This is a genomic window from Candidatus Absconditicoccus praedator (assembly GCF_021057185.1).
In the GTDB taxonomy this organism is placed as follows: Bacteria; Patescibacteriota; Gracilibacteria; order Absconditabacterales; family Absconditicoccaceae; genus Absconditicoccus; species Absconditicoccus praedator.
In genome coordinates, this window is sequence record NZ_CP054059.1 from 577257 (window position 1) to 599242 (window position 21986).

At 27.5% G+C, this 21986-nt stretch carries 22 protein-coding genes and 1 tRNA gene; 6 read left to right on the forward strand and 17 right to left on the reverse strand.

Features of this window, described 5'->3' with window-relative positions:
• Nucleotides 1-6: 6 nt before the first annotated feature.
• Entirely contained in the window at nt 7-546 is a 540-nt protein-coding gene (locus HLG78_RS02845; RefSeq protein WP_231176109.1) for a DJ-1/PfpI family protein, read from the reverse strand.
• A 227-nt stretch (nt 547-773) separates the two neighbouring features.
• Here HLG78_RS02845 and HLG78_RS02850 point away from each other — a divergent pair, with 227 nt between their 5' ends.
• Complete coding sequence (locus HLG78_RS02850) at nt 774-1031, forward strand: hypothetical protein (RefSeq protein WP_231176110.1); 258 nt, start codon at nt 774-776, stop codon at nt 1029-1031.
• Nucleotides 1032-1073: 42 nt separating this feature from the next.
• Here the strand turns inward: HLG78_RS02850 and HLG78_RS02855 are convergent.
• The 3 genes from HLG78_RS02855 to HLG78_RS02865 form a co-directional block, all read right to left on the reverse strand.
• Nucleotides 1074-1156 (reverse strand) — tRNA-Leu (locus HLG78_RS02855).
• A gap of 64 nt (nt 1157-1220) precedes the next feature.
• A complete protein-coding gene (locus HLG78_RS02860) occupies nt 1221-2312 on the reverse strand; it encodes an HTH domain-containing protein (RefSeq protein ID WP_231176111.1) in 1092 nt (363 codons plus the stop codon).
• Between the two features lie 118 nt (nt 2313-2430).
• Nucleotides 2431-2826 (reverse strand): RuvX/YqgF family protein, encoded by a 396-nt coding sequence (locus HLG78_RS02865; RefSeq protein ID WP_231176112.1) that lies wholly within the window; start codon nt 2824-2826, stop codon nt 2431-2433.
• A gap of 76 nt (nt 2827-2902) precedes the next feature.
• Here HLG78_RS02865 and recG point away from each other — a divergent pair, with 76 nt between their 5' ends.
• Nucleotides 2903-4930, forward strand: a complete 2028-nt coding sequence (recG, locus tag HLG78_RS02870; protein WP_231176113.1) for an ATP-dependent DNA helicase RecG — start codon at nt 2903-2905, stop codon at nt 4928-4930.
• A gap of 3 nt (nt 4931-4933) precedes the next feature.
• Here the strand turns inward: recG and HLG78_RS02875 are convergent, their stop codons facing one another.
• From HLG78_RS02875 to HLG78_RS02895, 5 genes are all read right to left on the reverse strand, one after another.
• On the reverse strand, nt 4934-6019 hold the full coding sequence (locus tag HLG78_RS02875) for a type II secretion system F family protein (RefSeq protein ID WP_231176114.1): 1086 nt from the start codon (nt 6017-6019) through the stop codon (nt 4934-4936).
• 24 nt (nt 6020-6043) lie between these two features.
• Complete coding sequence (locus HLG78_RS02880; protein WP_231176115.1) at nt 6044-7369, reverse strand: GspE/PulE family protein; 1326 nt, start codon at nt 7367-7369, stop codon at nt 6044-6046.
• A gap of 29 nt (nt 7370-7398) precedes the next feature.
• A complete protein-coding gene (locus tag HLG78_RS02885; RefSeq protein ID WP_231176116.1) occupies nt 7399-9279 on the reverse strand; it encodes a hypothetical protein in 1881 nt (626 codons plus the stop codon).
• A 28-nt stretch (nt 9280-9307) separates the two neighbouring features.
• On the reverse strand, nt 9308-10576 hold the full coding sequence (locus HLG78_RS02890; protein ID WP_231176117.1) for a hypothetical protein: 1269 nt from the start codon (nt 10574-10576) through the stop codon (nt 9308-9310).
• A 68-nt stretch (nt 10577-10644) separates the two neighbouring features.
• Nucleotides 10645-11070, reverse strand: a complete 426-nt coding sequence (locus HLG78_RS02895) for a regulatory protein RecX (protein WP_231176118.1) — start codon at nt 11068-11070, stop codon at nt 10645-10647.
• 131 nt (nt 11071-11201) lie between these two features.
• Between HLG78_RS02895 and HLG78_RS02900 the strand changes: the two genes are divergently transcribed.
• Nucleotides 11202-12671 (forward strand): NOL1/NOP2/sun family putative RNA methylase, encoded by a 1470-nt coding sequence (locus HLG78_RS02900; protein WP_231176119.1) that lies wholly within the window; start codon nt 11202-11204, stop codon nt 12669-12671.
• On the opposite strand, the gene HLG78_RS02905 is transcribed toward HLG78_RS02900, so the two are convergent.
• Together HLG78_RS02905 and HLG78_RS02910 are read right to left on the reverse strand one after the other, a co-directional pair.
• Entirely contained in the window at nt 12668-13855 is a 1188-nt protein-coding gene (locus HLG78_RS02905) for a type II secretion system protein (protein ID WP_231176120.1), read from the reverse strand. The genes HLG78_RS02900 and HLG78_RS02905 overlap by 4 nt on opposite strands.
• Before the next feature lie 66 nt (nt 13856-13921).
• Entirely contained in the window at nt 13922-15493 is a 1572-nt protein-coding gene (locus HLG78_RS02910) for a V-type ATP synthase subunit I domain-containing protein (RefSeq protein WP_231176121.1), read from the reverse strand.
• Nucleotides 15494-15711: 218 nt separating this feature from the next.
• Between HLG78_RS02910 and clpP the strand changes: the two genes are divergently transcribed.
• Genes clpP through HLG78_RS02925 form a run of 3 tightly spaced genes read left to right on the forward strand, consistent with a single transcriptional unit; the run spans nt 15712 to nt 17826 of the window.
• Nucleotides 15712-16302 carry an ATP-dependent Clp endopeptidase proteolytic subunit ClpP gene (gene clpP, locus HLG78_RS02915; protein ID WP_231176122.1) on the forward strand — a complete coding sequence of 197 codons (591 nt, stop codon included), beginning with the start codon at nt 15712-15714 and terminating at the stop codon, nt 16300-16302.
• A gap of 28 nt (nt 16303-16330) precedes the next feature.
• Nucleotides 16331-16894, forward strand: a complete 564-nt coding sequence (locus HLG78_RS02920) for a LemA family protein (protein WP_231176123.1) — start codon at nt 16331-16333, stop codon at nt 16892-16894.
• Nucleotides 16895-16908: 14 nt separating this feature from the next.
• Nucleotides 16909-17826 (forward strand): M48 family metallopeptidase, encoded by a 918-nt coding sequence (locus HLG78_RS02925; RefSeq protein WP_231176124.1) that lies wholly within the window; start codon nt 16909-16911, stop codon nt 17824-17826.
• 25 nt (nt 17827-17851) lie between these two features.
• On the opposite strand, the gene HLG78_RS02930 is transcribed toward HLG78_RS02925, so the two are convergent.
• From HLG78_RS02930 to HLG78_RS02955, 6 genes are all read right to left on the reverse strand, one after another.
• Entirely contained in the window at nt 17852-18265 is a 414-nt protein-coding gene (locus HLG78_RS02930) for a hypothetical protein (protein WP_231176125.1), read from the reverse strand.
• Nucleotides 18266-18286: 21 nt separating this feature from the next.
• Nucleotides 18287-19312, reverse strand: coding sequence for a recombinase RecA (recA, locus tag HLG78_RS02935; RefSeq protein WP_275670601.1), 1026 nt, complete (start codon nt 19310-19312; stop codon nt 18287-18289).
• A 25-nt stretch (nt 19313-19337) separates the two neighbouring features.
• Nucleotides 19338-20042 carry a TraC-like domain-containing protein gene (locus HLG78_RS02940; protein ID WP_231176126.1) on the reverse strand — a complete coding sequence of 235 codons (705 nt, stop codon included), beginning with the start codon at nt 20040-20042 and terminating at the stop codon, nt 19338-19340.
• Nucleotides 20043-20066: 24 nt separating this feature from the next.
• Nucleotides 20067-20618 carry an elongation factor P gene (gene efp / locus HLG78_RS02945; protein ID WP_231176127.1) on the reverse strand — a complete coding sequence of 184 codons (552 nt, stop codon included), beginning with the start codon at nt 20616-20618 and terminating at the stop codon, nt 20067-20069.
• Nucleotides 20619-20643: 25 nt separating this feature from the next.
• Nucleotides 20644-21096 (reverse strand): hypothetical protein, encoded by a 453-nt coding sequence (locus HLG78_RS02950; protein WP_231176128.1) that lies wholly within the window; start codon nt 21094-21096, stop codon nt 20644-20646.
• An 86-nt stretch (nt 21097-21182) separates the two neighbouring features.
• Nucleotides 21183-21848, reverse strand: a complete 666-nt coding sequence (locus HLG78_RS02955) for a hypothetical protein (RefSeq protein ID WP_231176129.1) — start codon at nt 21846-21848, stop codon at nt 21183-21185.
• Nucleotides 21849-21986: the final 138 nt, after the last annotated feature.

Below are 21986 nucleotides of genomic sequence, written 5' to 3' on the forward strand. Positions count from 1 at the left end.
ATTGTTTTACCCTAATTTTTCAATTACAGCTTTTGCAAAAGATTCTGTTGCCCATGGTCAATTTGCTGTTATCAAATTTCAATCAACCTGTACTATAGGATATCCTTTCCACGATTCATCATCATACACAGAATTAGCTCCTCATTCCTCAAGAAACTCTCAAATTCAAGGAAAAACTGTAGCAGCCTTTCATTCAAGTATTCAGTAATTAGCAAGAACTGCTGGAGCAGCACATATTCATCAAATCAACATACTTTTATCACTAGCTTCTATAAAAAGCCTTTTGCAAGACTCATCATTGAAAAGATTTTTCCAGGCTGGATTTCATCAGGCCATCAAAATAGCATCATATTCTCATACATTGACTTCATCAAAAGTAACATCAGCAGACTGCTCCTCTGGCATTCAAGGGATATTGCTTGCTTGAATTGTATGTTTTTTTCAAGTTGTGATTACCATAAAATTATTTTTTTCAAAAATTTTTTTGGGATAATAGTATTCCTCAGGACGAAAACCTTCTCACAAAACATAAAGTATTTTTTTCATTTTTGAAATATTAGTTTTTAAAATATACAGAACTAGCAAATATATAAATAATTTAAGCTTCAAATCAAGTATTAATAACTATATATATAAAATTTGTTTCTTTATTACTATCTGGCAAATAAAAATAGTAGTTTCCTATATAAAATATAAACTCTATCTTAATTTATCCTTGATATTTTTTTGTTTTTGAATAAAGTTGTAGGTATTTAAATAGTTAATAAAAAAAAATGACAGAACAAGAAAATAATGAACAAACAAACAACAATCAAAAACATACTATAGAAGTTTCAGGAGAATTGTATGAAGCTATACAACAAATGAAACAAGTATTAAATCAAATGACATGAAAAGAAGTTAATAGTGATGAAGAAGTTATTTGAATATTAGTTTCTTGATTTATAGAATCCTTGATGAGTTGACAACAGTGAGATTGACAGTCAAACTGACAAGATTCTCAATCAGGTGGAAGCAACATAATAACATAACTTTTAAAGCAACAATAGTTGCTTTTTTTATAAAATAAAAAATGCCAGAGACCGGACTCGAACCGGTACGGGCTACTGCCCACATGCCCCTCAAGCATGCGTGTCTACCATTCCACCACTCTGGCTTTTTTTGAAAATTAAAACTTGCCATTTTGGCAAGTTTTAATTTTTTTCTGTGATTTTATATAACTATATCTTTTTTAATACATAAGTTCATTTGTCTACTCTTTCAAATTTATCTTGATATTTTTGAAGAGTTAAGATGATTGTATTTGGACTAATCATCTTTTCCTTTAAAACTTCTTTTGTTATCTCTTTTATTGTCATTGGTCTATTTGCTTTTCACATAACCCTTTCAAGTATATCTTTCACTGTTCATCACTCATATCACCATTCTTTAAGACCATATATTCAAAGTCACATATTCACAAACATGCTAGAATTCTTTACTAACTCATTATGAACAGTGCTTACTTTTACTGGTTTTCAATTAAACCATTCCATTATCTTAGTTGACAATTCTTGATAATGCAAAGGCTTATTAACCCTCCTTAAAATATAAACTATTTTTTGTCTGATAGTTTTAGGATTAACTTCAGTAAAACTACTATGTCAAATTTTTCAATCAAACACACTTATTTGGGAAACTGACTTAAAAAAATTAACATAAAAAACATTATTAGACAGATAAGAAACATCATCATATTTTTCTGAAAACTTTGATTTTAACTTATCAATAAAATCATACATATCTTCACTTTCTCATGCTTTTTCAAAGTAAGATATGGAATATTGAGCAATTTCTGTAAGTAAATCTTCAAAAACAGGCTCTATATAAAAACTGTTATCAATAAATCTATTTCTTTTTAAGTGATATATATCAAAATCTGAAACTAAAATCAACTTCAACTCTTCAGTAGAAAACTTAAACAAACCTTTATTTATTATTTTTGAAATAAGATCAGATTCTTCTAAGAAACCTCAATTCATATCCAAAATTTTCTTTGCTTCTTCTATAACCTTAAGGTATCTTTCATTTCAGATTATCAACCTTCTAAATCTCATTAATCACTGACTCTCTATTTGTCTCACTCTTTCTCTTGTAAGACCATAATCATTACCTATTCTTTGTAAAGGAGTCTCTTTACCATCATATAATCCATACTTTCTTAGCAAAACTAGTTGTTCTTTGGGCTTACAATATTGTAATATATCTTTTATGTTTGTATTACTTAAGTCTACTTTTATTTTTTTATCATCCATTTTTACTTCAAAAGTCATTATTGATTTGTCTAAGATTTAAAGTTTTTAAAATTTTTATCAATGTTCAGTTAACTCTCTTTTAAGGATTTAAGTTTTAATGTCAAGCAATTTTCAACAAATTATCAACAATATAATTTTATCTTTCTTCATTTAAATAATTTTGTAATATCTTCATAGCAGCAACAGTATCAGTAGTTTCATTTTTTTTATATTCTCAAACTGTATATTTTGCTTGTACTGAAGAATAATCTTCATTTACTTTTTTAATTTTTACATCATCATTTATAATAAATTCAATTTGAGATATAAAATCATCTATTTTCTTTTTTATATCTTCCTGATTTTTGGGATATCAAACTAATATAGTTCAGATATTATATCTGCTTATTATATCTCAAAAATTAAAAAATAAACTTGGATCATTTTGCAAAAATCAAATAGGGAAAATTACCTCAGTTCAAACATTTTGGTAAGCTAGTCATACATATTTTTTTCACCAATCTACTGCTAATAAATTTTTAAAATCACTCATTTCATGTTGCAATAAAAGATAAATTTTTTATCTTATAAAAAAATATTTCTTTTTTTCAATACTAACTTTAAAATAAATGGACCTAAAAGAACTAAAAACATCAACAAGATATATAAATATATTGAAACAAAATGATATAAACAATTTAAAAGATTTTTTTCTTTTCTTCCCTAGAGATTATGAGGACAGAACTCAAATAAACAACTTATCGCAATTAAAAATTGACTGAACAACTCAAACAACAAAATGAGAAATTATATGAAAAAACATGACAAAAACTCCAAGATGAAAAAAATTGATCGATATAAAATTCAAAGACGAAGATGAAGTTGTATGAAATATAAACATCTTACATAATACATATTATTTAAAATTTATTCAAGTAGGAAAGGTTTATACAATAATATGAAAACCCAAAATTCAAGCCTGAAAAATAATTTTTTGGAACCCACAAATTGTAGAATCTGAAAATGCCAGATCTCAAACATGAAGAATTTTTCCACTTTATTCAGAACTAATGTGAATCAAACCAAATCGGTTTGCTAAAAAAATGCGAGAAAATAAAGAAAACATCAAAAAGCTATTTGAAGAAAATTTACCAGACTGGTTACTGGAAAAATACTGATTGTACAACATCCAAGAAGCAATTGAAAAAATTCATTTTCCTCAAAATCATGAACATATCAAAAAAGCTAAATATAGAATATATTTTGAAAAAATGCTTAAATTACAACTAATATCAATAATTTGAAGAAGAAAATACAAAGAAAACAGTAAAAATTCTCAAGACCAACCAAGCTGGGAAATAGTGAAAGAATTCACAAAAAATCTAGATTTTGAACTTACAAAACCTCAAAAAATAGCAATAAAAGAATGAATAGAAGATATTGAAAGCTGAAAACCAATGATGAGATTACTTCAGTGAGATGTTTGAAGCTGAAAAACAATAGTTGCTGCTTGTATTTGATATTATGTATGGAAAAAATTTTGAAAACAAATCGCCTTTTTGGCTCCCACAGAAGTTTTGGCTCATCAACATTTTTTAAACTTAAATAAAATACTACTCCCCTTTTGAGTAAAAATTCAATTACTGGTTTGAGCAACTACTCAGAAAAATAAAACCAAAATCAAACAAGATATACAAAACTGAAACACAAATATAGCTGTTGGTACCACAGCACTCATACAAGAAGATATACAGTTTTTTGATTTATTCTATGTTGTTATAGATGAACAACACAAGTTTTGAGTAAAGCAAAGATGATACCTCAAAAAATTTGGAAACCCTCATATACTTCAAATGACAGCCACACCAATACCTAGATCTTTGACGTTGGCATTTTTTGGAGAGTTTGATGTTAGCACAATCAATGAACTTCCCAAATGAAGAAAACCTATATACACAAAAATAATGAAAGAAGAAGAACTAAAAAAAATCAAACCATGGATAATTAGCAAAATCCAACAATGACAACAAGTATATATTGTTACTCCTCTTATAGAAGAAAGTGAAAATTTGGATGAGATAGCATCAGCCACAGAAGAATTTGAAGAGACAAAAAACTTATTTAATGAAATAAAAAATGAGATATGACTACTACACTGAAAGCTTAAAAACAAAGAAAAAGATGAAGTTATGAAAGATTTCAAAGAATGAAAAACAAAAATACTTGTAACAACAACAGTTATAGAAGTGTGAGTAGATGTACCACAAGCCACTATTATGATAATTAAAAGTAGTGATAGATTTTGATTGTCTCAACTACACCAGCTTCGTGGTAGAGTTTGAAGATCAGATATACAGTCTTATTGCTTTTTAACAACTACTTCAAAATCTTCAAACACTATACAAAGATTAAAATCTATGGAAAAATACTCAGACTGATTCAAACTTTCTCAAATAGACTTGGAAACTAGGTGAAGCTGAGAAATAATGTGAACAAGACAGTCATGATATGCGGATATACCAGAAAAAATATTAACCAACACCAAATTTATTGAAAAAACACAAAAAGCAGCACAAGAATTGATTGAAAAAAATCCAGACCTTAAAGGTCTGGAAATTTTCAAAAAACAACTAAAAGACGAAAATATATTAATTTAAACACTATCAAATTGTTCATATCAATTCTCACATTGGCAAGAATATAGAAGCTACTATTACTCAAACTACTATAGCAACAAAAGCCATAATAAGAGGTTCTAATGCTTTCATAAGTCACTCAACAGATTGATCAAGATTATCTCTATAAAAAGATGATATTTTTTCCAAAACTTCTCACACATTTCAGGTATTTTCTCATATTCAAATAATCTGAATTAGTATTGGATCAAACAACCAAGATCACTCCATAGATTCTACAAATCAAAGTCATAAAGATAAATCATTTTTTACATTTTTTATCTTAGTACTATAATGATAGTTTGACAAAATTTCAGAAATTTGTTCTAGTGCATCAGTAGGTCAAACTCAAGCATTATAAAAATCTCATAAAAGCTTGGAAAACCTATAAAGATTAAAACTTCTTGTAAGATTTCACACAATAGGAGCTTTCAAAAAAACTTTATCCATAAAGATCTTAAAAGGTAGCAAATAAGTATAAGCCATTTTGTAACCCACTCACAATGATATAACACCCAATAAAACAAGAAACCAATAATCCTGTAAAAAATCCGAAGCTCCCATCATAAATAAAGTTATTCATGGCAGATCTTCTTCACTTGGAAACATGTCTACCATAGTAGGCATCACATATATCAACAATATAACTACTGCTATTGCTGTAAAAACAAGTACTACGCTTGGATACATAAGTGCAGATTTTAGTTTTCATTTTATTTGTTGAAAATTTTCTAATTCGTCTGACAGGTTTTGAAGAACATCAGGCAAGTTTCACATAGTTTCAGCTGATTTCACTAGAGCTATCTCTTCATGTCAAAAAAAGTAAGCGTGATTTTCCATAGCATCAGCCAAACTTGTTCACTGACTTGTTTGACTTATAAGATCATCAACTATTTTCCTCATTCAAGGATGTTGCTCTCAATTTAATATTGCATCCAAAGAGTCTCTTATTCAAAGTCATGCATTTTGAGTTACAGCCAATAACCTATAAAAAGCAACCTTATTATCAAGTTTTGGCTTGTTTAATTTAATCAATAATTTTTCAATAAATCATATTTTTTCTGCCTCCATTTTAAATCTTTAAGTACTTAAAAATTAATTTTCTCTATGTTTAGTTAACCTATAAATTTCTTCAAGACTTGTTTTTCCTCAAATAACTTTGAAGATTCAATCTCTTTCCAAGTTTATCATACCTCTATCTAGTGCTATTTTTTCGATTTCAAAAGCTGTTTTTCATTGAGTAAGATAATTTTTAATCTCCTCATCAAACTCCATAAACTCATAAATTCATATCCTTCATTTGTATCAACTTCATCAACACTGAGGACAGACATCTCAGGTTTCTGGATCTTTTCAAGTTCAAACATATCATACTCATTCATTCACAAATTTTGACCATTTTTCTTGATCTATTCATCTACCAACAACTTCTCTTTTTATATGATCTTTTTGCATACCAGCAAGTACTTCTTTTGCATTTTTATAATATTCTGGAAATTTTTCTTTCACATTTACTTCCTGAAAACAATGGGAACAATTTGTTCTTCACAAACGTTGAGCCATAACTAAATTGAAAGTACCAGATATCATATATGGCTGAGCTCACATGTTAATTATTCTTGTTATAGTTTCTGCAGCAGAATTGGCATGTATAGTTGAAAAAACTAAGTGTCAAGTCATTGCTGCTTCCATACCCATTTCCAAAGTTTCTTCATCACGAATTTCTCAAACCATTATTATATCAGGATCTTGTCTTAGAGCAGCCCTAAGTCATTGAGCAAATGTATATCATATATCTGACCTTACTTGAGATTGATTTAATCAATCTGACTTATTCTCTACCGGATCCTCATATGTTGTTATATTTACATCTACTGTATTAATATAGTTAAGTGCTGCATACAAAGTAGTAGACTTTCAAGAACCTGTAGGTCAAGTAGTTAAGACTATTCAATTAGGCATTGTAATGCTTTTATACAAAAGCTCATTATTAAGTCATTCTATTCACATCACTTCAAGAGGTGGAACCTTCTTGGACTTATCAACAATTCTCATAACTAATTTTTCTCACCGCACAGTTGGCAAAGTATTAGCACGTAGATCAATTTCTTTATTTGTTAATGTTACTGTTGAAACCCTAGCATCTTGAGGTAGTCTTTTTTCATCAGGTCTCATTTGTCCTGATTCTATTTTAAATTTTGCTATTACACTATCTTGAATATTTTTGGGATATTGTATAATTTCTTGCAAAACTCAATCTATTCTCATTCTAATCCTAGAAAAATTTTCAAATGGTTCTATGTGTATATCTGAAGCTCACATCTCTACTCACATAGTAAGCAAATTATCAAAAATTTTTACTGTATCGGTTTGAACAATAGCATCTTCAAGATTTTTTTTATAATTATTTATATCACCCATATCACAAAATTTATAAATATAAATTTTTACTATTCACACAAATCTGCTTCATTAAGCATTCTATACATCTCAAATGTATGCCTTGCTTGATCATAATTTATAAGATCAGAATATCTTTCAGATATATCATCCAATATTTCTATTAAATCATGATAATCGTTAATTGTCTGGGAATCTAAATCAATTGAGCCATCAGCTGCTGCATCTATTCTATCTTCAACAACTGAAGATGCATTAGCATAATTCATATCTGATGCTGATCATTCACCAAAACAATTTTTTCAAAGTTCTTCTTGTATATTATTTACTTCTGAAGAAGATATATTTTCTCAATATACTCTCATCCTAATTTCTCATATATATCAAATTTCATCTGCTTGAACTGCTCAATCTGATAAGTCTCTAAAACTAAATCATTCTAAACCAATTAAAGGAGGCAGTTGTTTATAGAAGTTTCTTAACTCATCCACTTGATCTAAATTTGGATCTCAAACTGTATATGCAAGATATGGAAGATTTCTAAATGTTTGCCTAAATTCATAAAAACAATCATCTCAAGAATCACATCATATTGACTCATTTATTGCTTGCTGGATTATTTCTTCTGATATAAAGTCAGGCTGTTCATTATTTTCAATCCAATTATAGAAAAGTTTTCATAATTTGTTATTTATTTCTTTTTCTGAGTCTAATTCTTTTAAAGAATCTGGATTGCTAGATTTTATAACTTCCCATAAATTATAAGTAAAATCATTAATTAATGATATGTTTCTTTTATTTGAAGTTACAGACATTCTATCAACAAGCATCAAAAAATTTCTTCTTTCTGGAGTTTCAAACTCTACATCAAGTTGAATACTGAAATAATCTCAATCCTCAGTTTCTTCTATTTCTCAAATAGAAATACTCAAAACTTCATTCTCATCAAACTGATCTCATAAATATCTAAAAAAGTTTGACCATTCATCTATAAGATTAGTATCCAAATAAGGATTGTCGTCAAGAAATCTTTGACCAAAAAGTTCCTTATCTATTTCTTCCGAAAATGGTTCTTGCCAAATATTCAAAGAAGGTAAATAAAAATCATTTAAAAAGTGATGATAAGGAGCCTGCAATTCATCCATATAATCTTCAATTCTTTCTCTATCTTGATCTAATTCATAAAACACATCTACAATCTGCCCTATTTTCTCAAAGTCTTCATAGGAACTTACATCATCAGGAAAATATCTAGAATCAAGAGAATCCAAGTCCTGGATTAATATTCAATGGTAATCATCCAAGTAATTTAAAGTATCTGTTCTTTCATTCAACATTTGATAATTTGAATAAGCTGAATATCAATAATATAAAGTAGTAAAAATAGACATTAAAAGAAAGAAAGCAATAGCATAAAACATTGGCCTTAAATCACTTTTTAGATATGAAAAAAGTCAAAGTATTGCTTCTTTATTTAATTTATTTTCTCTAAAGTTTTGAAATTTTTCTTTAAAATATTCTTTGTTTAAAAGATTATCTTTTATTTCAGTTAATTTACCCTTTTTAGAAGCTGAATAATCTTCATCAAACTCATCTAGTTGACTCTCATCAGATTCATCTAGTTGATCTTCATCAAACTCATCTAGTTGACTCTCATCAGATTCATCTAGTTGACTTTCATCAGATTCAGAAGAAAAATCTTTATCTTCTATTTCTTCAATCTGATCAATATCTCAAATATTGAAACCATTTGAATCTAAGGAATCATCTTTTTTATCCTGTAAATTATAAGCTCAGTTATCTTCTAATTGTTTTTTTTCTTTAGAAGAATTATCTGGTTCACTAGAATTTTCTTGATCTGGATCTATGTTTGAAAAATCAAATTGATCATTATTTTGATTATTTTCTTCTTCATTTGGCTTCTTAAACATTTTTGTATGGTTATTTATATAAATATACTTAGTTATCATAAACAAAATCATATACTTGACTTTCTACAGCTTTCTGAATTGGAACATCAAAACTAAAGTTTGAGTTATCAACAATCATATCTACACCTTGTATTGTTACCTCTCTTTCACTAACTTCTATAGAGTCAAATCATATATGATCTCCTGATATGAAGTGAGATCACCTCAATGTATTTATTAATGTGCTTGTTATAAATATATGTGGATTTAAGTGTCATCTATCTCTAAGACTATTTCTATCCTCATCAAAAGTATTAATATCTACAACAAATGAAATAGTATCATAAATATGATCCATACTATTTAGAGTAATTCACAATTTAGGAACCTCACTAAACTCCAACTCTTCATGTAATTGCTGCATTACAAATTTATATAGATTTGTATTTAAATCATCTCAACTATAGTATGCATCAAAATCTCATATACGAGAACAGTCGGAGTTTTCGAATGGATTCAAATAACAATTTACTAGAAATCTTTCAACATCACTTTCTCACCTTTCTGCAAAAGAAACTAAATAATCCTCCATTCTAGAAGAAGAATATCATTCAGGATTTTCATAAGCAGCATCATCTATAAATTCATCAAGATTAGAAAAAACTTTTAATGCAGAGAAGTATTTAACTGACTCTATTGATAGTAATGCTCTTTGTACCGAACTATCAGGAATCAATTCATCAACTTCTTGTGGTAAAAATCCATATAGTCATATATTTTCTCTAGTCTCTGTAATTATATTTGAACCCTGAGTTACATCATCTATTAAGTTTGATAAAAAAGTTTCAAGAGTGTCTCTTTTTTCAAGGAAAGGCTCGTCATCATCAATAGTTGATTGTATTAAATCAAGCACCTCTTCTCTCTCCCTATTTTCCATAGACACATCTAAAAGTTCAGCATCGAAATCATCATCTCAAAGTAGATCTGTTCAAATCTGATCATCAATAAATCAAACGACAATCTCATAATAATCTTGAGTTGAAGATATTAATTCAAGTCTATCATCCTCTTCTTGAGTAAGATCTTCTTGAGCACTTAAATAATAATAACTACTAATACCCCACAAAATAAGACTTAACAAGGCAAATATTACAAGGAAAAATCAAGCTGTTATACTAAAATTCTTATACTTTCTATTTCTTTGTCTAAGCTGCTTATCAGAAAGCTTATTAGATGACTCATCTTCCTCTTCTCATTCCTCTAAAAACTCATCTAAAATATCTTCTTGAGGAGTCAAATCCTTATTTTCTTCACTCATTTTAATTTTTGTTTATATTTTAAATACATATAACATAAGTTTACTTAAAATATTTTTTTTGTCAAATTTTATAGCGCCCTTTTTATATCTTCAAGGTTATATCACTTTTCTAAAAGTTTTCTTATAATATCAAATCAATTTTCTCAGTTTTTTTTGTGATAGTTTATCGATTTTTTAATTCATTTTATTATTCAATTTTTGATCTTTTTTTCCATGTTATAACAAACATCTTTTATTATCTTTTTTTCAACTCACTTTTTTATAAGTCATGATTTAACAACTTTAAATGGTTTTCACTTACTAACACATTCAGAATCCAAATACATTTCTACATATTTTTTATCATTTACAAAATCTTGAGACTTCATATATTTAATAGTTTTTTCTATTGTATCTTCATGATATCATTTCTTTAAAAGTTGAATTCTTAACTGATATTCAGTTTTGGGATGAGAAGTAACATAATCAATTGCATAATCTAAACATGGCTTCATGATAAATAAAATTATAATTCTAAAATAATTAATTTAATATTATAATACTAAAAAAGATTTTTGCAATAGGTGCTTGAAAAATCAAATATTTTTAATATAAATCAGACTCTATTTTAAAAATAATCTCAAATATGGAAATCAAAAAAAATTTTATACAAGAAATAGAAAAAATAATATGAAAAGACAATATTGATTATTTTTTAGAATGCTGTCAAAAACCTCTCAAGAAAAGCATAAAAATTAACATTAATAAAATAGAATCTAATAAGTTTCAAGAAATTATTAAAGAGTTTTGATGGAGGCTAACCACCCCTCAAATAAAAGTAAACTGAGAAAATTATGACAATTTCTATATAGATAGAGATGATACTTCTCTGGCTCTTTGAAAAACATTTTTTCATCTTAGTTGATTTTTTTATATACAAGAAATAGCTGCAAGTATACCAGCCAAACTAATTGATATAAAGCCATGAGACAAAATTCTTGATATAAGTGCAGCACCTTGAGGTAAAACAACTCAGATATGAGATTATTTACTTTTTCAATGACAAAAACCCTGATTTGTAGTTGCCAATGATGTAAACAAAAAAAGAGCCCAATCCCTTGCACACAATCTAAACAGAATGGGAATATATAACACCTGAATAACATCTATAAACTGATTTTCTTTTGGAAAAAACATTCCAAATAGTTTTGATCATGTATTGGTAGATGCACCATGTTCTTGAGAATGAACAAGCTATAAATCAGATTTTTCTCTTAAAACTTGGAAAAAACAAGAAATAAATAAAATATGCTGAACTCAATTTCAGCTACTTGTTTCTGCAGCAAAAGCCTTGAAGATATGATGAACACTTATATATTCAACTTGCACCCTTAACCCTTATGAAAATGAATTAAATGTAAAGAAAGTTTTAGATTTTTTTGAGTGAGATCTTGTGCTGGAAGAAACAAATATACAATGAAAAAGTGAATGAATAACTCATATAGAATGAGAAAAAATATTTGATGAAAGTCAAGCATCAAAACTTGCTAGATTTTGGCCACATGTACAAGAAACAGGATGATTTTTTGTAGCAAAAATAAAAAAAGTAAAATCAAAAGAAAATAAATACAACCCGAAAGAAAACAAACTGACACCACAAAATCCCTTCAAACTCAACATATCAGAAAAACTACAAAAACAAGTGTGGGATTATTTATATCAAGTTTTTTGAATCAAGGAAGATAGAGAAAAATATTTATTTTTATCAACAACAAATCAAGTTTATGTCACTAGTCCAGAGTATGTTGATATTAAAGATAAACTAAATTTTGAAAAGATATGAACACCCATTTTCAAAATAAACTCATGAAGGGATCGATTAAGACCTTTACACTGATTATGAACAATCCTATGAGACAAAGCCACCAAAAATTTTGTAGAACTAAATTATGAATTATCTCAAAAAATAGCTTTTAGAGAAGACATAAATAAAGAAGAAGTTAATACTGATAATCTTCCAGAAAAATGATATATAATATTAAGATATCAATGATATTGAATAAGCGTATGAAAAATACTTGACTGAGTTATCAAAAACAAGTATATAAAAATTTAGTAATTACTCCTGATATTGAATGTGGTTTGAAGGTTTAACTGATAGTCTTGTAATATTGAAGGATTTATTCTTTCTGCCCATGCTCAAGCATATAATTTAGTTTGAAGATTAATTTTTACATAAGGATTTATCTGAGTATCATCGTCATTCCAAGAAAGATTTGGATCTTTTGTAGGATATATCTCCAAATTCCAATCTGTAACAGTGATTTCATCTCAAAAAATATTTACCCATCCATCATCTTCATCTTCTGGAAGTTTATAGTTATTATAAGGATCTCCAACAGCACTTCAATTGCATTCAAATCCTTGTCAGTAATCACAAGCCCAAGTATTTATCTGTCAATCATAAGTCCCATCAGAATCAAAATCATGTTCTTCACCAGCATCAAATCACCTTAGACGCAACATCTGCAAAGTATATAAATTTGCAATATCATCATCTTCTTCTAAATTATCAAACCTTCAGGTATCATCCATGCTATCAACTTTTTTCCTCCTAATAAAAAGTCTTTCATCTCAAGTATCAGATATCAAATACAATTCTTGAGTATTCTCATTGTCCGCTACAGAAATTGGTCACAATCAAACATCTAGATCATCATGATCACCTACTATTCATCAAGCACCACTTACATCTGTTCAAACATCCATAAACTGTTTTTCATACTGTCAAAATGATTGTTTTCATTCATCAGCCTCTCTCCAACATCATTCTCAACCTCTAACTCTTCAACTATTATCTTCTTCAAAAACATAATTTCATCATTCATCTTCATTGTTTGTTATCTCAGAACTTGAATCACCAAAATCACTACTACAATAATACAACTGCCAATTTGAATCTTCATCATATCAATCTATAGAATTTTTACTACCATAACCAGTAAAATCATCACAATATCATCTATCACCAACCTGACCCCAAGAAAAATTCTCTCATCAATCTCAAGAACAACCCACTACTTTTCTATTAAAATACTCCTCATAGTCTATAGTAAAATTTGAAACCAGTGTATTTATTCTTTCAAGCATATAATAACTATTGTCTATAAGTGATTGTCTTGCTTCTACATCTACTCTTGTTTCCATCATTCTAAAATACAAATTTATTACCATCAAAAAAAGTGAGCCTATAATCACAGTTACAACTAAAACTTCAATCAATGTAAATGCTTTTTTCATATATGTTTTTTATAATTAAATATATCAAAAAATTATAATTGAACAACAAAAATTCTCAAATAAATTTTAAGTATACAGATATCTCAACATTGATTGTTTGATTTTCTTAATAACAAACCTATGATGATCTGTAATATCTTCAGAACTAAGAATATATCTAGCACTTTCAATAGCATCTTTTAATCTATCTTCAAAATTATCATCTTCTTCTGATATATTTTCAAGTATAGTTAATAAAGTATCATCTATTCATCTATATTGAGCAGTAAACCTAAGCATACCATCTCTTCTTATGATATCATCTATCCTATCTATATATAATTCCCACCTTTTTTCTTTTAAAGACTCTTGTAACTGTTTATCAACCATACTACCATCTATTTTTTCTTCAATTTCATCAATTATAGACTTTTTCTTGTCTACCCTATCTGAAACTGACATACTTTTCATACTTTCTATTTTTTCTTCTATATCATTATAAAACCTTAACTCTCTTGATGACTCAACTCATATCAATTCTTTTTCTCTTTCTACAAATCTTTCCAATGATTTCTTATTTTCATCCAGTTGAGAGTTGTAGAAGTTTTCAGCTTTTGATATCATACTTTCCCTAAGATCATCGTCATCTTCTGGTTCATCAAATTTTTCAAGACTTTTATCAATATCTTCCTTTAAATAAGAAATATCTGCAATAATATCATCCACCTTATCCAGATCAAGTTTTTCTATATTTTTATAATTGTATTTTCAATTATCAAAAATGTCACTTTCCAAAGACAAGAATTCATCTTTTATATTTTCATAGTCTGCTTCACTATAAAAAGCTTCAATAATTTCCTCAAAATAATCATTCAACCTTGACTTGTATCTAACAATGATTGAATCTATCTGATCATTTATGTCATCTCAAGCATTTGGTTCAAGATTTGAATATCTAGAATAATAGTCATTGGCAAGTCTATCTAGGGAAGATTCAAGGTTATCAGAAGTTCTTTCCTCAACTGTTTTTATGAAAGTATGTATATCAGCATTCGCACCTACATACATATCATTTACTTTACTTATAGTATCTTCAAAATCCTCATACTTATTCAATAATTCTTCAAAAGACTCTATATTGTTTTTTATCATATTTATCAGGTCTTCATTTTCTTTTTTTGTATCTTCATATATTCAATCCAAGCTTTCAACCAGATCAACTCATTCTTTAGAAAAATTAAGAATTTTCTCTTGATATCTGTCTTTTAAGTATTCTTTGTAATCTTGTAAATCTTCTTTTTCATCATTATAGTCATCTTCATCTATCATTCAACGATTCAACTGTCTCTCGATACTTCTTTTTTCTGACCTTAGATCAGAAAAATCATCTACTATATCATCTTCTAGATCAAATAGATCATTCAAATAATCAGATCTTTTTTCATCAAATTTTAAATAACCATATTCATCAAGAATTTCAAATTGTTTATCATCCTTAAAAGCATCAACTTGACTATCATATCAAGACAATGTCTTATCAGCAGACATTTCAAGATCGTCAATAAGATTATTCTCTAATTCAGTTGCTTCATCTTGAAATCAAGCAGACACAAAATTTCATAAAAAAACCAAAAGAAACAATACAACAATTTTTTTCATTATTTTCCTTATATTAAATTGTAAAACTTAACAAAAAGATAACTTTTTAAGCGCTAATTTCAAGTTGAATTTAATCACAAAATATTTATATTATTTTTGCTGTTTTGTAGTTTAATTATAAATAATCTAAAACATTATGATAACATAATAAACTTTACAAAATTGGCTTTTTATGAATTAATAAACATTAAAAATAATTTAAAATTTAAATAACTTATATGATCATACCTACAGTTATTGAAAAGACAAATACTTGAGAAAGAGCTTATGATATTTATTCTAGACTTCTTGAAGATAGAATTGTTTTTGTATGAACCCAAGTTGAACCAAACATGGCAAACAGTATAATTGCACAATTGTTATTTCTTGAAAAACAAGACCCAGACAAAGATATAATAATGTACATAAATTCTCCTGGTTGAGTAGTTAGTTCAGGATTGGCCATATACGATACAATGCAGTATGTAAAATGTGACGTAGCTACAGTATGTATATGAATGGCAGCAAGTATGTGAGCTGTATTGCTTACAGCAGGTACAAAATGAAAAAGATTTGCACTACCTCATAGTGAAGTAATGATCCATCAACCTTTGTGATGAATTGAATGACAGGCAACAGACATTCAAATACATGCAGATCATATTCTTCAAACAAGAAAAACATTAAATAAAATACTTGCTAGTCATACCTGACAAAAAGTAAGTAAAATAGAAAAGGATGTTGACAGAGACAACTTCATGTCTGCAGAAGCAAGCAAAAAATACTGACTTATAGATAAGATAATTCAATCTAGTAAGTGAGTTTGATAATATATTTAAATTATTAATATTATAAAAAATGGAAACAAGGGATATAATAATATTGTGAATAGTAGGTTTCTTTATTGTTTATACAATATACCTTTACAATAAGCTTATAACACTAAGAAACAACAGAGACAATAGTTTCGCAGATATAGATGTACAACTTCAACAAAGAGCAGATCTGATACCTCAACTTATTGAAACAGTTAAATGATATATGAACCACGAAAAAGATGTTCTTGAAAATGTTACAAAGGCAAGAACTTCTTTCCTTAACTCCAACACTGTAGATGAAAAAGTTGATTCAGGTAATCAATTAGAATGAGCATTAAAATCTTTATTTGCAGTATCAGAAAATTATCCTGATCTAAAAGCAAGCCAAAACTTCCAACAGCTTCAGTCTGAAATGTCAGATATAGAAAACAAGCTTGCTGCTGCTAGAAGATATTTCAACTCTTCTACTAAAGAACTAAATACTTATGTAGAAATGTTTCCATCAAATATGGTTGCAAAAATGTTTTGATTCAATCAAAAGGAATATTTCGAAGTAGAAGATAGAGAACAACTACAACAACCACCAGAAGTTAGTTTTAAATAAAAAACACTTAAAAAATGTATGCAGGAATACAGTCTAGCATCTGGTCTAACAGATTTAGAACCATAGTTTTGATAATACTTTTTCCTATAATACTATTTATAGCTATATATATGGTATTTTTATTGTTGGGCTCTCCTGAGCCAACTCAAGAAACTATATATACATTTTATATATTATGACCAATTCTTTTTATCTGGCTTTTGATAAGTTTTTGGTTTCACAAACAAATTTTATTTAAATTTTCTGGCGCCAGAGAAGTTACAAGAAAAGAAGATCCTGAAATTTACAACATAGTAGAAAATCTTTGCATATCCAGGTGACTTCCTACTCCTAACATATGAATAATAGAAGATAAATGAATGAATGCTTTTGCTGTATGACGAGATCCCAAAAATTCTTGGATAGTTTTCACAAGATGACTTATACAAAATCTAAATAGAAAAGAAATAGAAGCAGTAGCAGCACACGAACTTTCTCATATTATAAATAAAGACAACCTTATAATGACTGTAATAGTAATATTTATATGAGCTGTTTCTACTATATGATATATACTTTTTAGAAGTCTTGTTTTTTCAAGAAGATGAGATGCAAGAGCAAAAGCTGTACTATTTTTTATTTGACTTGCCTTAGTGATTATATGAAGCATAGTTTATCCTATAATGAAATTTGCAGTTTCTAGAAAAAGAGAATATCTTGCTGATGCTTGAGCTGTAGAATTAACTAAAGATAACTATGCTATGATATCAGCTTTGGAAAAAATATCAGGAAAACCTAATGTTGCAAGCTTAGAAGATGAAAATATTTCAAACATGTGTATAGAAGATCCTTTACAAAAACAAAAAATAGGATGAGTAAGAAGTTCTTTACACAAACTTTTCTCAACTCATCCTACTGTAGAAGACAGAATAAAGGCACTAAAAAGTTATTAAGAATAACTGAAAATATTTTATAAAATTAAAACTTTTTTCTTATAGAGTTAATATATAATTTTGTCTCAAAATATTTTATTAAAATTATTCCAAAAGATCTTACTATTAATAAAAATAATATAATAATTATTAACTCTGCATTTCAGTAAACATCAGAAAAGTAGTCTAACAAAAAACTTACAAAAAATAATATAATTAATATTTCATACGCCAATATTAACTTAGATCTTCAATATACAAAATTTAAGTACTTGAAATATTCTTTTTGAATATCTATTTTTGATATTTTTTTATTATATAAATTTATCATTTCATTATCAGGAAACTGGCTTAATCAAAATCTTACCAAATTATAACATCTAATATAATCTCCATCATTCCAAGAATTTTCTATACTATTCTCTAGCAAAGGCTCTATAGTAGTATTAGAATGATTCATAAAAGTATATAATAAACTAAATTATTCTATATTCTCATCACTTTCTCAAGATTTTCAATTCCTTTCTTCAAGTAAATAAGATTTAATTTGTTGTTCTAAGTTTTCTTTTATTGATTTATCTTCTTCCAAAAGCTTAGCAAGTTTATCTTTTCATTGAACTTTCTGATCAAGCAAAGAATAAAAAGCTCAATTTCTTGAAATGATACCAAAATGACTTCCAGCATCAATCAAATCTGCTGTCTTTTCTATTCACTTATTGAACTTTATAGTAACCTCTGCATTTTTAAATGGTGGAGCTATTTTATTTTTTACAATTTTTACTTTTGCTTTATATCAGATCTGTTCTTTGTTTTCTTCTATTTTTTCTCACCTTCTTATCTCTATTCTTTGAGATGCAAAAAACTTTAATGCATTACCACCAGAAGTTGTCTCTGGATTACCAAACATAACTCCTATTTTACTTCTTATCTGGTTAATAAATATCACTGTAGTTCAAGTCTTAGATAAAATAGATGCTAACTTTCTTAATCATTGAGACATAAGTCTTGCTTGCAATCACATATGAGAATCTCACATATCTCATTCAACTTCTGCTTTTGGAACCAATGCTGATACACTATCTATAACTATAAGTTTTATTGCTCATGTTTTTGCTAGTTCCTCTGCTATTTGTAAGGCCTGCTCTCAAAAATCTGGCTGAGAAACAAGTAAATTATCTGTATCTACTCACAATTTATTTGCATATTTAGGATCAAGAGCATGTTCTGCGTCCACAAAAGCAGCAAATTCTCATTTTTTCTGAATTTCTGCTATTGCCTGTAATGCTAAAGTAGTTTTTCAACTACTTTCTGGACCATAGATTTCTATTACTCTACCATGAGGATATCATCATCAAAGTATTGTATCAATAACATAAGATCAACTACTAAATGTATTTACCTGTCAATAATCAACATTATCACTAAGAGTCATAATTGATCATTTTCAAAATTCTTTTTCTATTGTTTTTTTTGCTTCCTGAATTGCTTCATGTTTTTTATTATCCATTTTTTAAACTTTAATAAACTAAATTTTAATGAGGTTTTTCTACTTGTTCTTTATGAGCATTTGGATTATAGACTCTAAAAAGCAATGATATAATATCACTTGCACCTAGTCTTTCACAAAATACTCAAAAGGATTTCAATCACTCCTCTACCATATTACACCTTGTATCCAAATTTTTTCTATTTTGAGTAAAATTTCTATACCTCTGCATTATTTTTTCTGGAGTTTCTTTACTATCAAGCATATCCATTAACTTTCTCCACCAAGGTCTACTTACATTTGTTGTTTCATCTCAATCTTGATAATAAGGTACAACAATATAAAACTCTTTAGTATAAATCAGCCCTTGCCTTGAATTTATATCATTAAGAAATTTAGAATATTGTTGTCATTGTCGCTTCAAAACCTCATTTTCTATTTGACTTACTCTATTTGATATATAATTTATATAATCAGTAAGATCAAGATAAGTACTACGAACTATGATTTGTACAGGAAACTCCAATCAATTCAAAAACCTTTTATATTGTTCTATTACAATTTGTTGTTCATCATAATTCCTCAAATCCAAATTTAATCAAAAAATTTTTATTATAGCCCTAAGTCATCAATCTTTCATTACTATCGTATTTCCTCTTATTTCTGAAAAATTAAGCATTGTCTGGGTATTATACAATTCATCAGTTTTTCATTTATTGATTTTTTCTTTCTCTTTATTAAGTTCTGCCATCCAAAGAAACTTTTTATATAAAATTTAGCCCACTTGACCTGTAGTTGTATTTACCATCACCTCTTGTCATTCTTCCACATGCAAAGGCACCATCACCTCCATTCAAGTTTCTACTTTTGCTGGTTTTTTTCATGCTTGTGCTCTATCTCATTTTACTCAAGGAACTGTTTCTATTATTTTATAAGTTATTGTTTGAGGTAGTATTATTCAGATAACATCTCATTCATATATCATTAAAAATACATCAAGATTATCTTTCAAATAAGGTACAGTTTCCTCTATTTTTTCTTTGGGTATATCATATATTTCAGAAGTATCATTTTCCATGAAAGAATAATTTTCTCAATCAGAATACAAAAATATTGCATTTTTTGTATTAACTTCTGCTTTCTCAAGATTAGTTCAAGATTTATATGAAAAATTATTAGTAGTTCAATTTACTATATCTTTTACTTTAAATCAATAAGTAGCACTTCATCTTCAAGTATGAGTATGAGATATATCAACAACTTTATATAGCTTTCAATCTATTTTTAAAACTGTTCATTTTTTTATATCTGATGTTTCTATTTTCATAATTGTCTGTAATTAAATCTAAATGTTATAAGAACATAAACGTGACTGTTCTCATTATAGCATAAGAGAATATTATAATTAAAATTCATATAATAGCTTTCTTAACCGGTTCGACCCCCTGAGAAGAGTTTCAGGTAAAAACACTACTTGCATAGATATACCCTGAATATATAATCATAACTGCTCAAATTACAAGACCTAATTGTGACATAAAATTAACAAGATGTGCAGAAAAATCTATAAGAGTGTCCCAAGTCATTATTCATGAAGCAAGCTGTCATCATAAACTAAGCTCTCAAGCTTTTTCATTGTATTTTGACCGTACATTCTCGCCTTCTCCTCTATCAGGATTTCAAACCTCTTCCACAGCTTCTTTAACATCATCATCCTCACCAGATTGAGGTATTATTAAAAATCAGTCAGAATAAACCAAAGGTTGAAATAAAATAAATATAAGCAAAAATAGTATTTTTCTCATTTTAATTAAAAACTTATTAATAAATAATTTTCAGTTAATTATATCAATAAAAAAAAATAGTTCAATATATTTTTTTAACAAAAATTTTAACAACTTGATAGCAAAAACAAACCATTTTCATATTTAATCTTTCATTCTGATAATAATTTTTCCAATTTTGCATCCAGGTCTCTTACCTCAGCAATAAAAAAACCTTGCAAATCTACAAATGAAACTCAATTAGGTTGTTTAGATATAACAAATTCTACTGCTTCTGCTGTAATATATTCTTTTTCTCATCATACAAATTGAATATAATTCTTGATAGGAATTCCATATTTTTTTAAAATTTCGCTAGGAGTTACTTGCCTTATCAAATTATTTTCGTATTTTATTCTTCCTTCTTCTTCTAGCTTTTTTAGTATTTTTTCTAAATCTGACCTTTCTAAATTCATTAATTGCATCAATTTTTCAAATGAAATTCATTTCTTTCAGATAAAGATCTCCACTTCAAATTCATCTGGAGGTGTTTCTAAAGAATTTACTATTTTATCTTCTGTTTCATCTTTATTGGTTTTATATAAACCATCTTCAAAAATTATACTACCTTCTTTTAGTAGCTGTTCTAATATATTTTCCAATTCTGTTTTGGTTAGATTAGTTTCAGCAAGCAGTTCTTTGAAAGTGCTTCATCCTTTTTTTATCAAACAAGTTATATCTTCTGAATCAGATTCTATCAAATTTGTTTTTCTTGGAAAATCATAATCTTTCATTTTTTAAATTTGTATTATACTAATAAATTATTTTATAAATAATCATTTAATTAAAAATGTCAACAAATTATTATGATTTAATAATATTGTTAAAAACAATCCCTGTGTAGATTACACAGGGATGTCAAGTAGAATTTC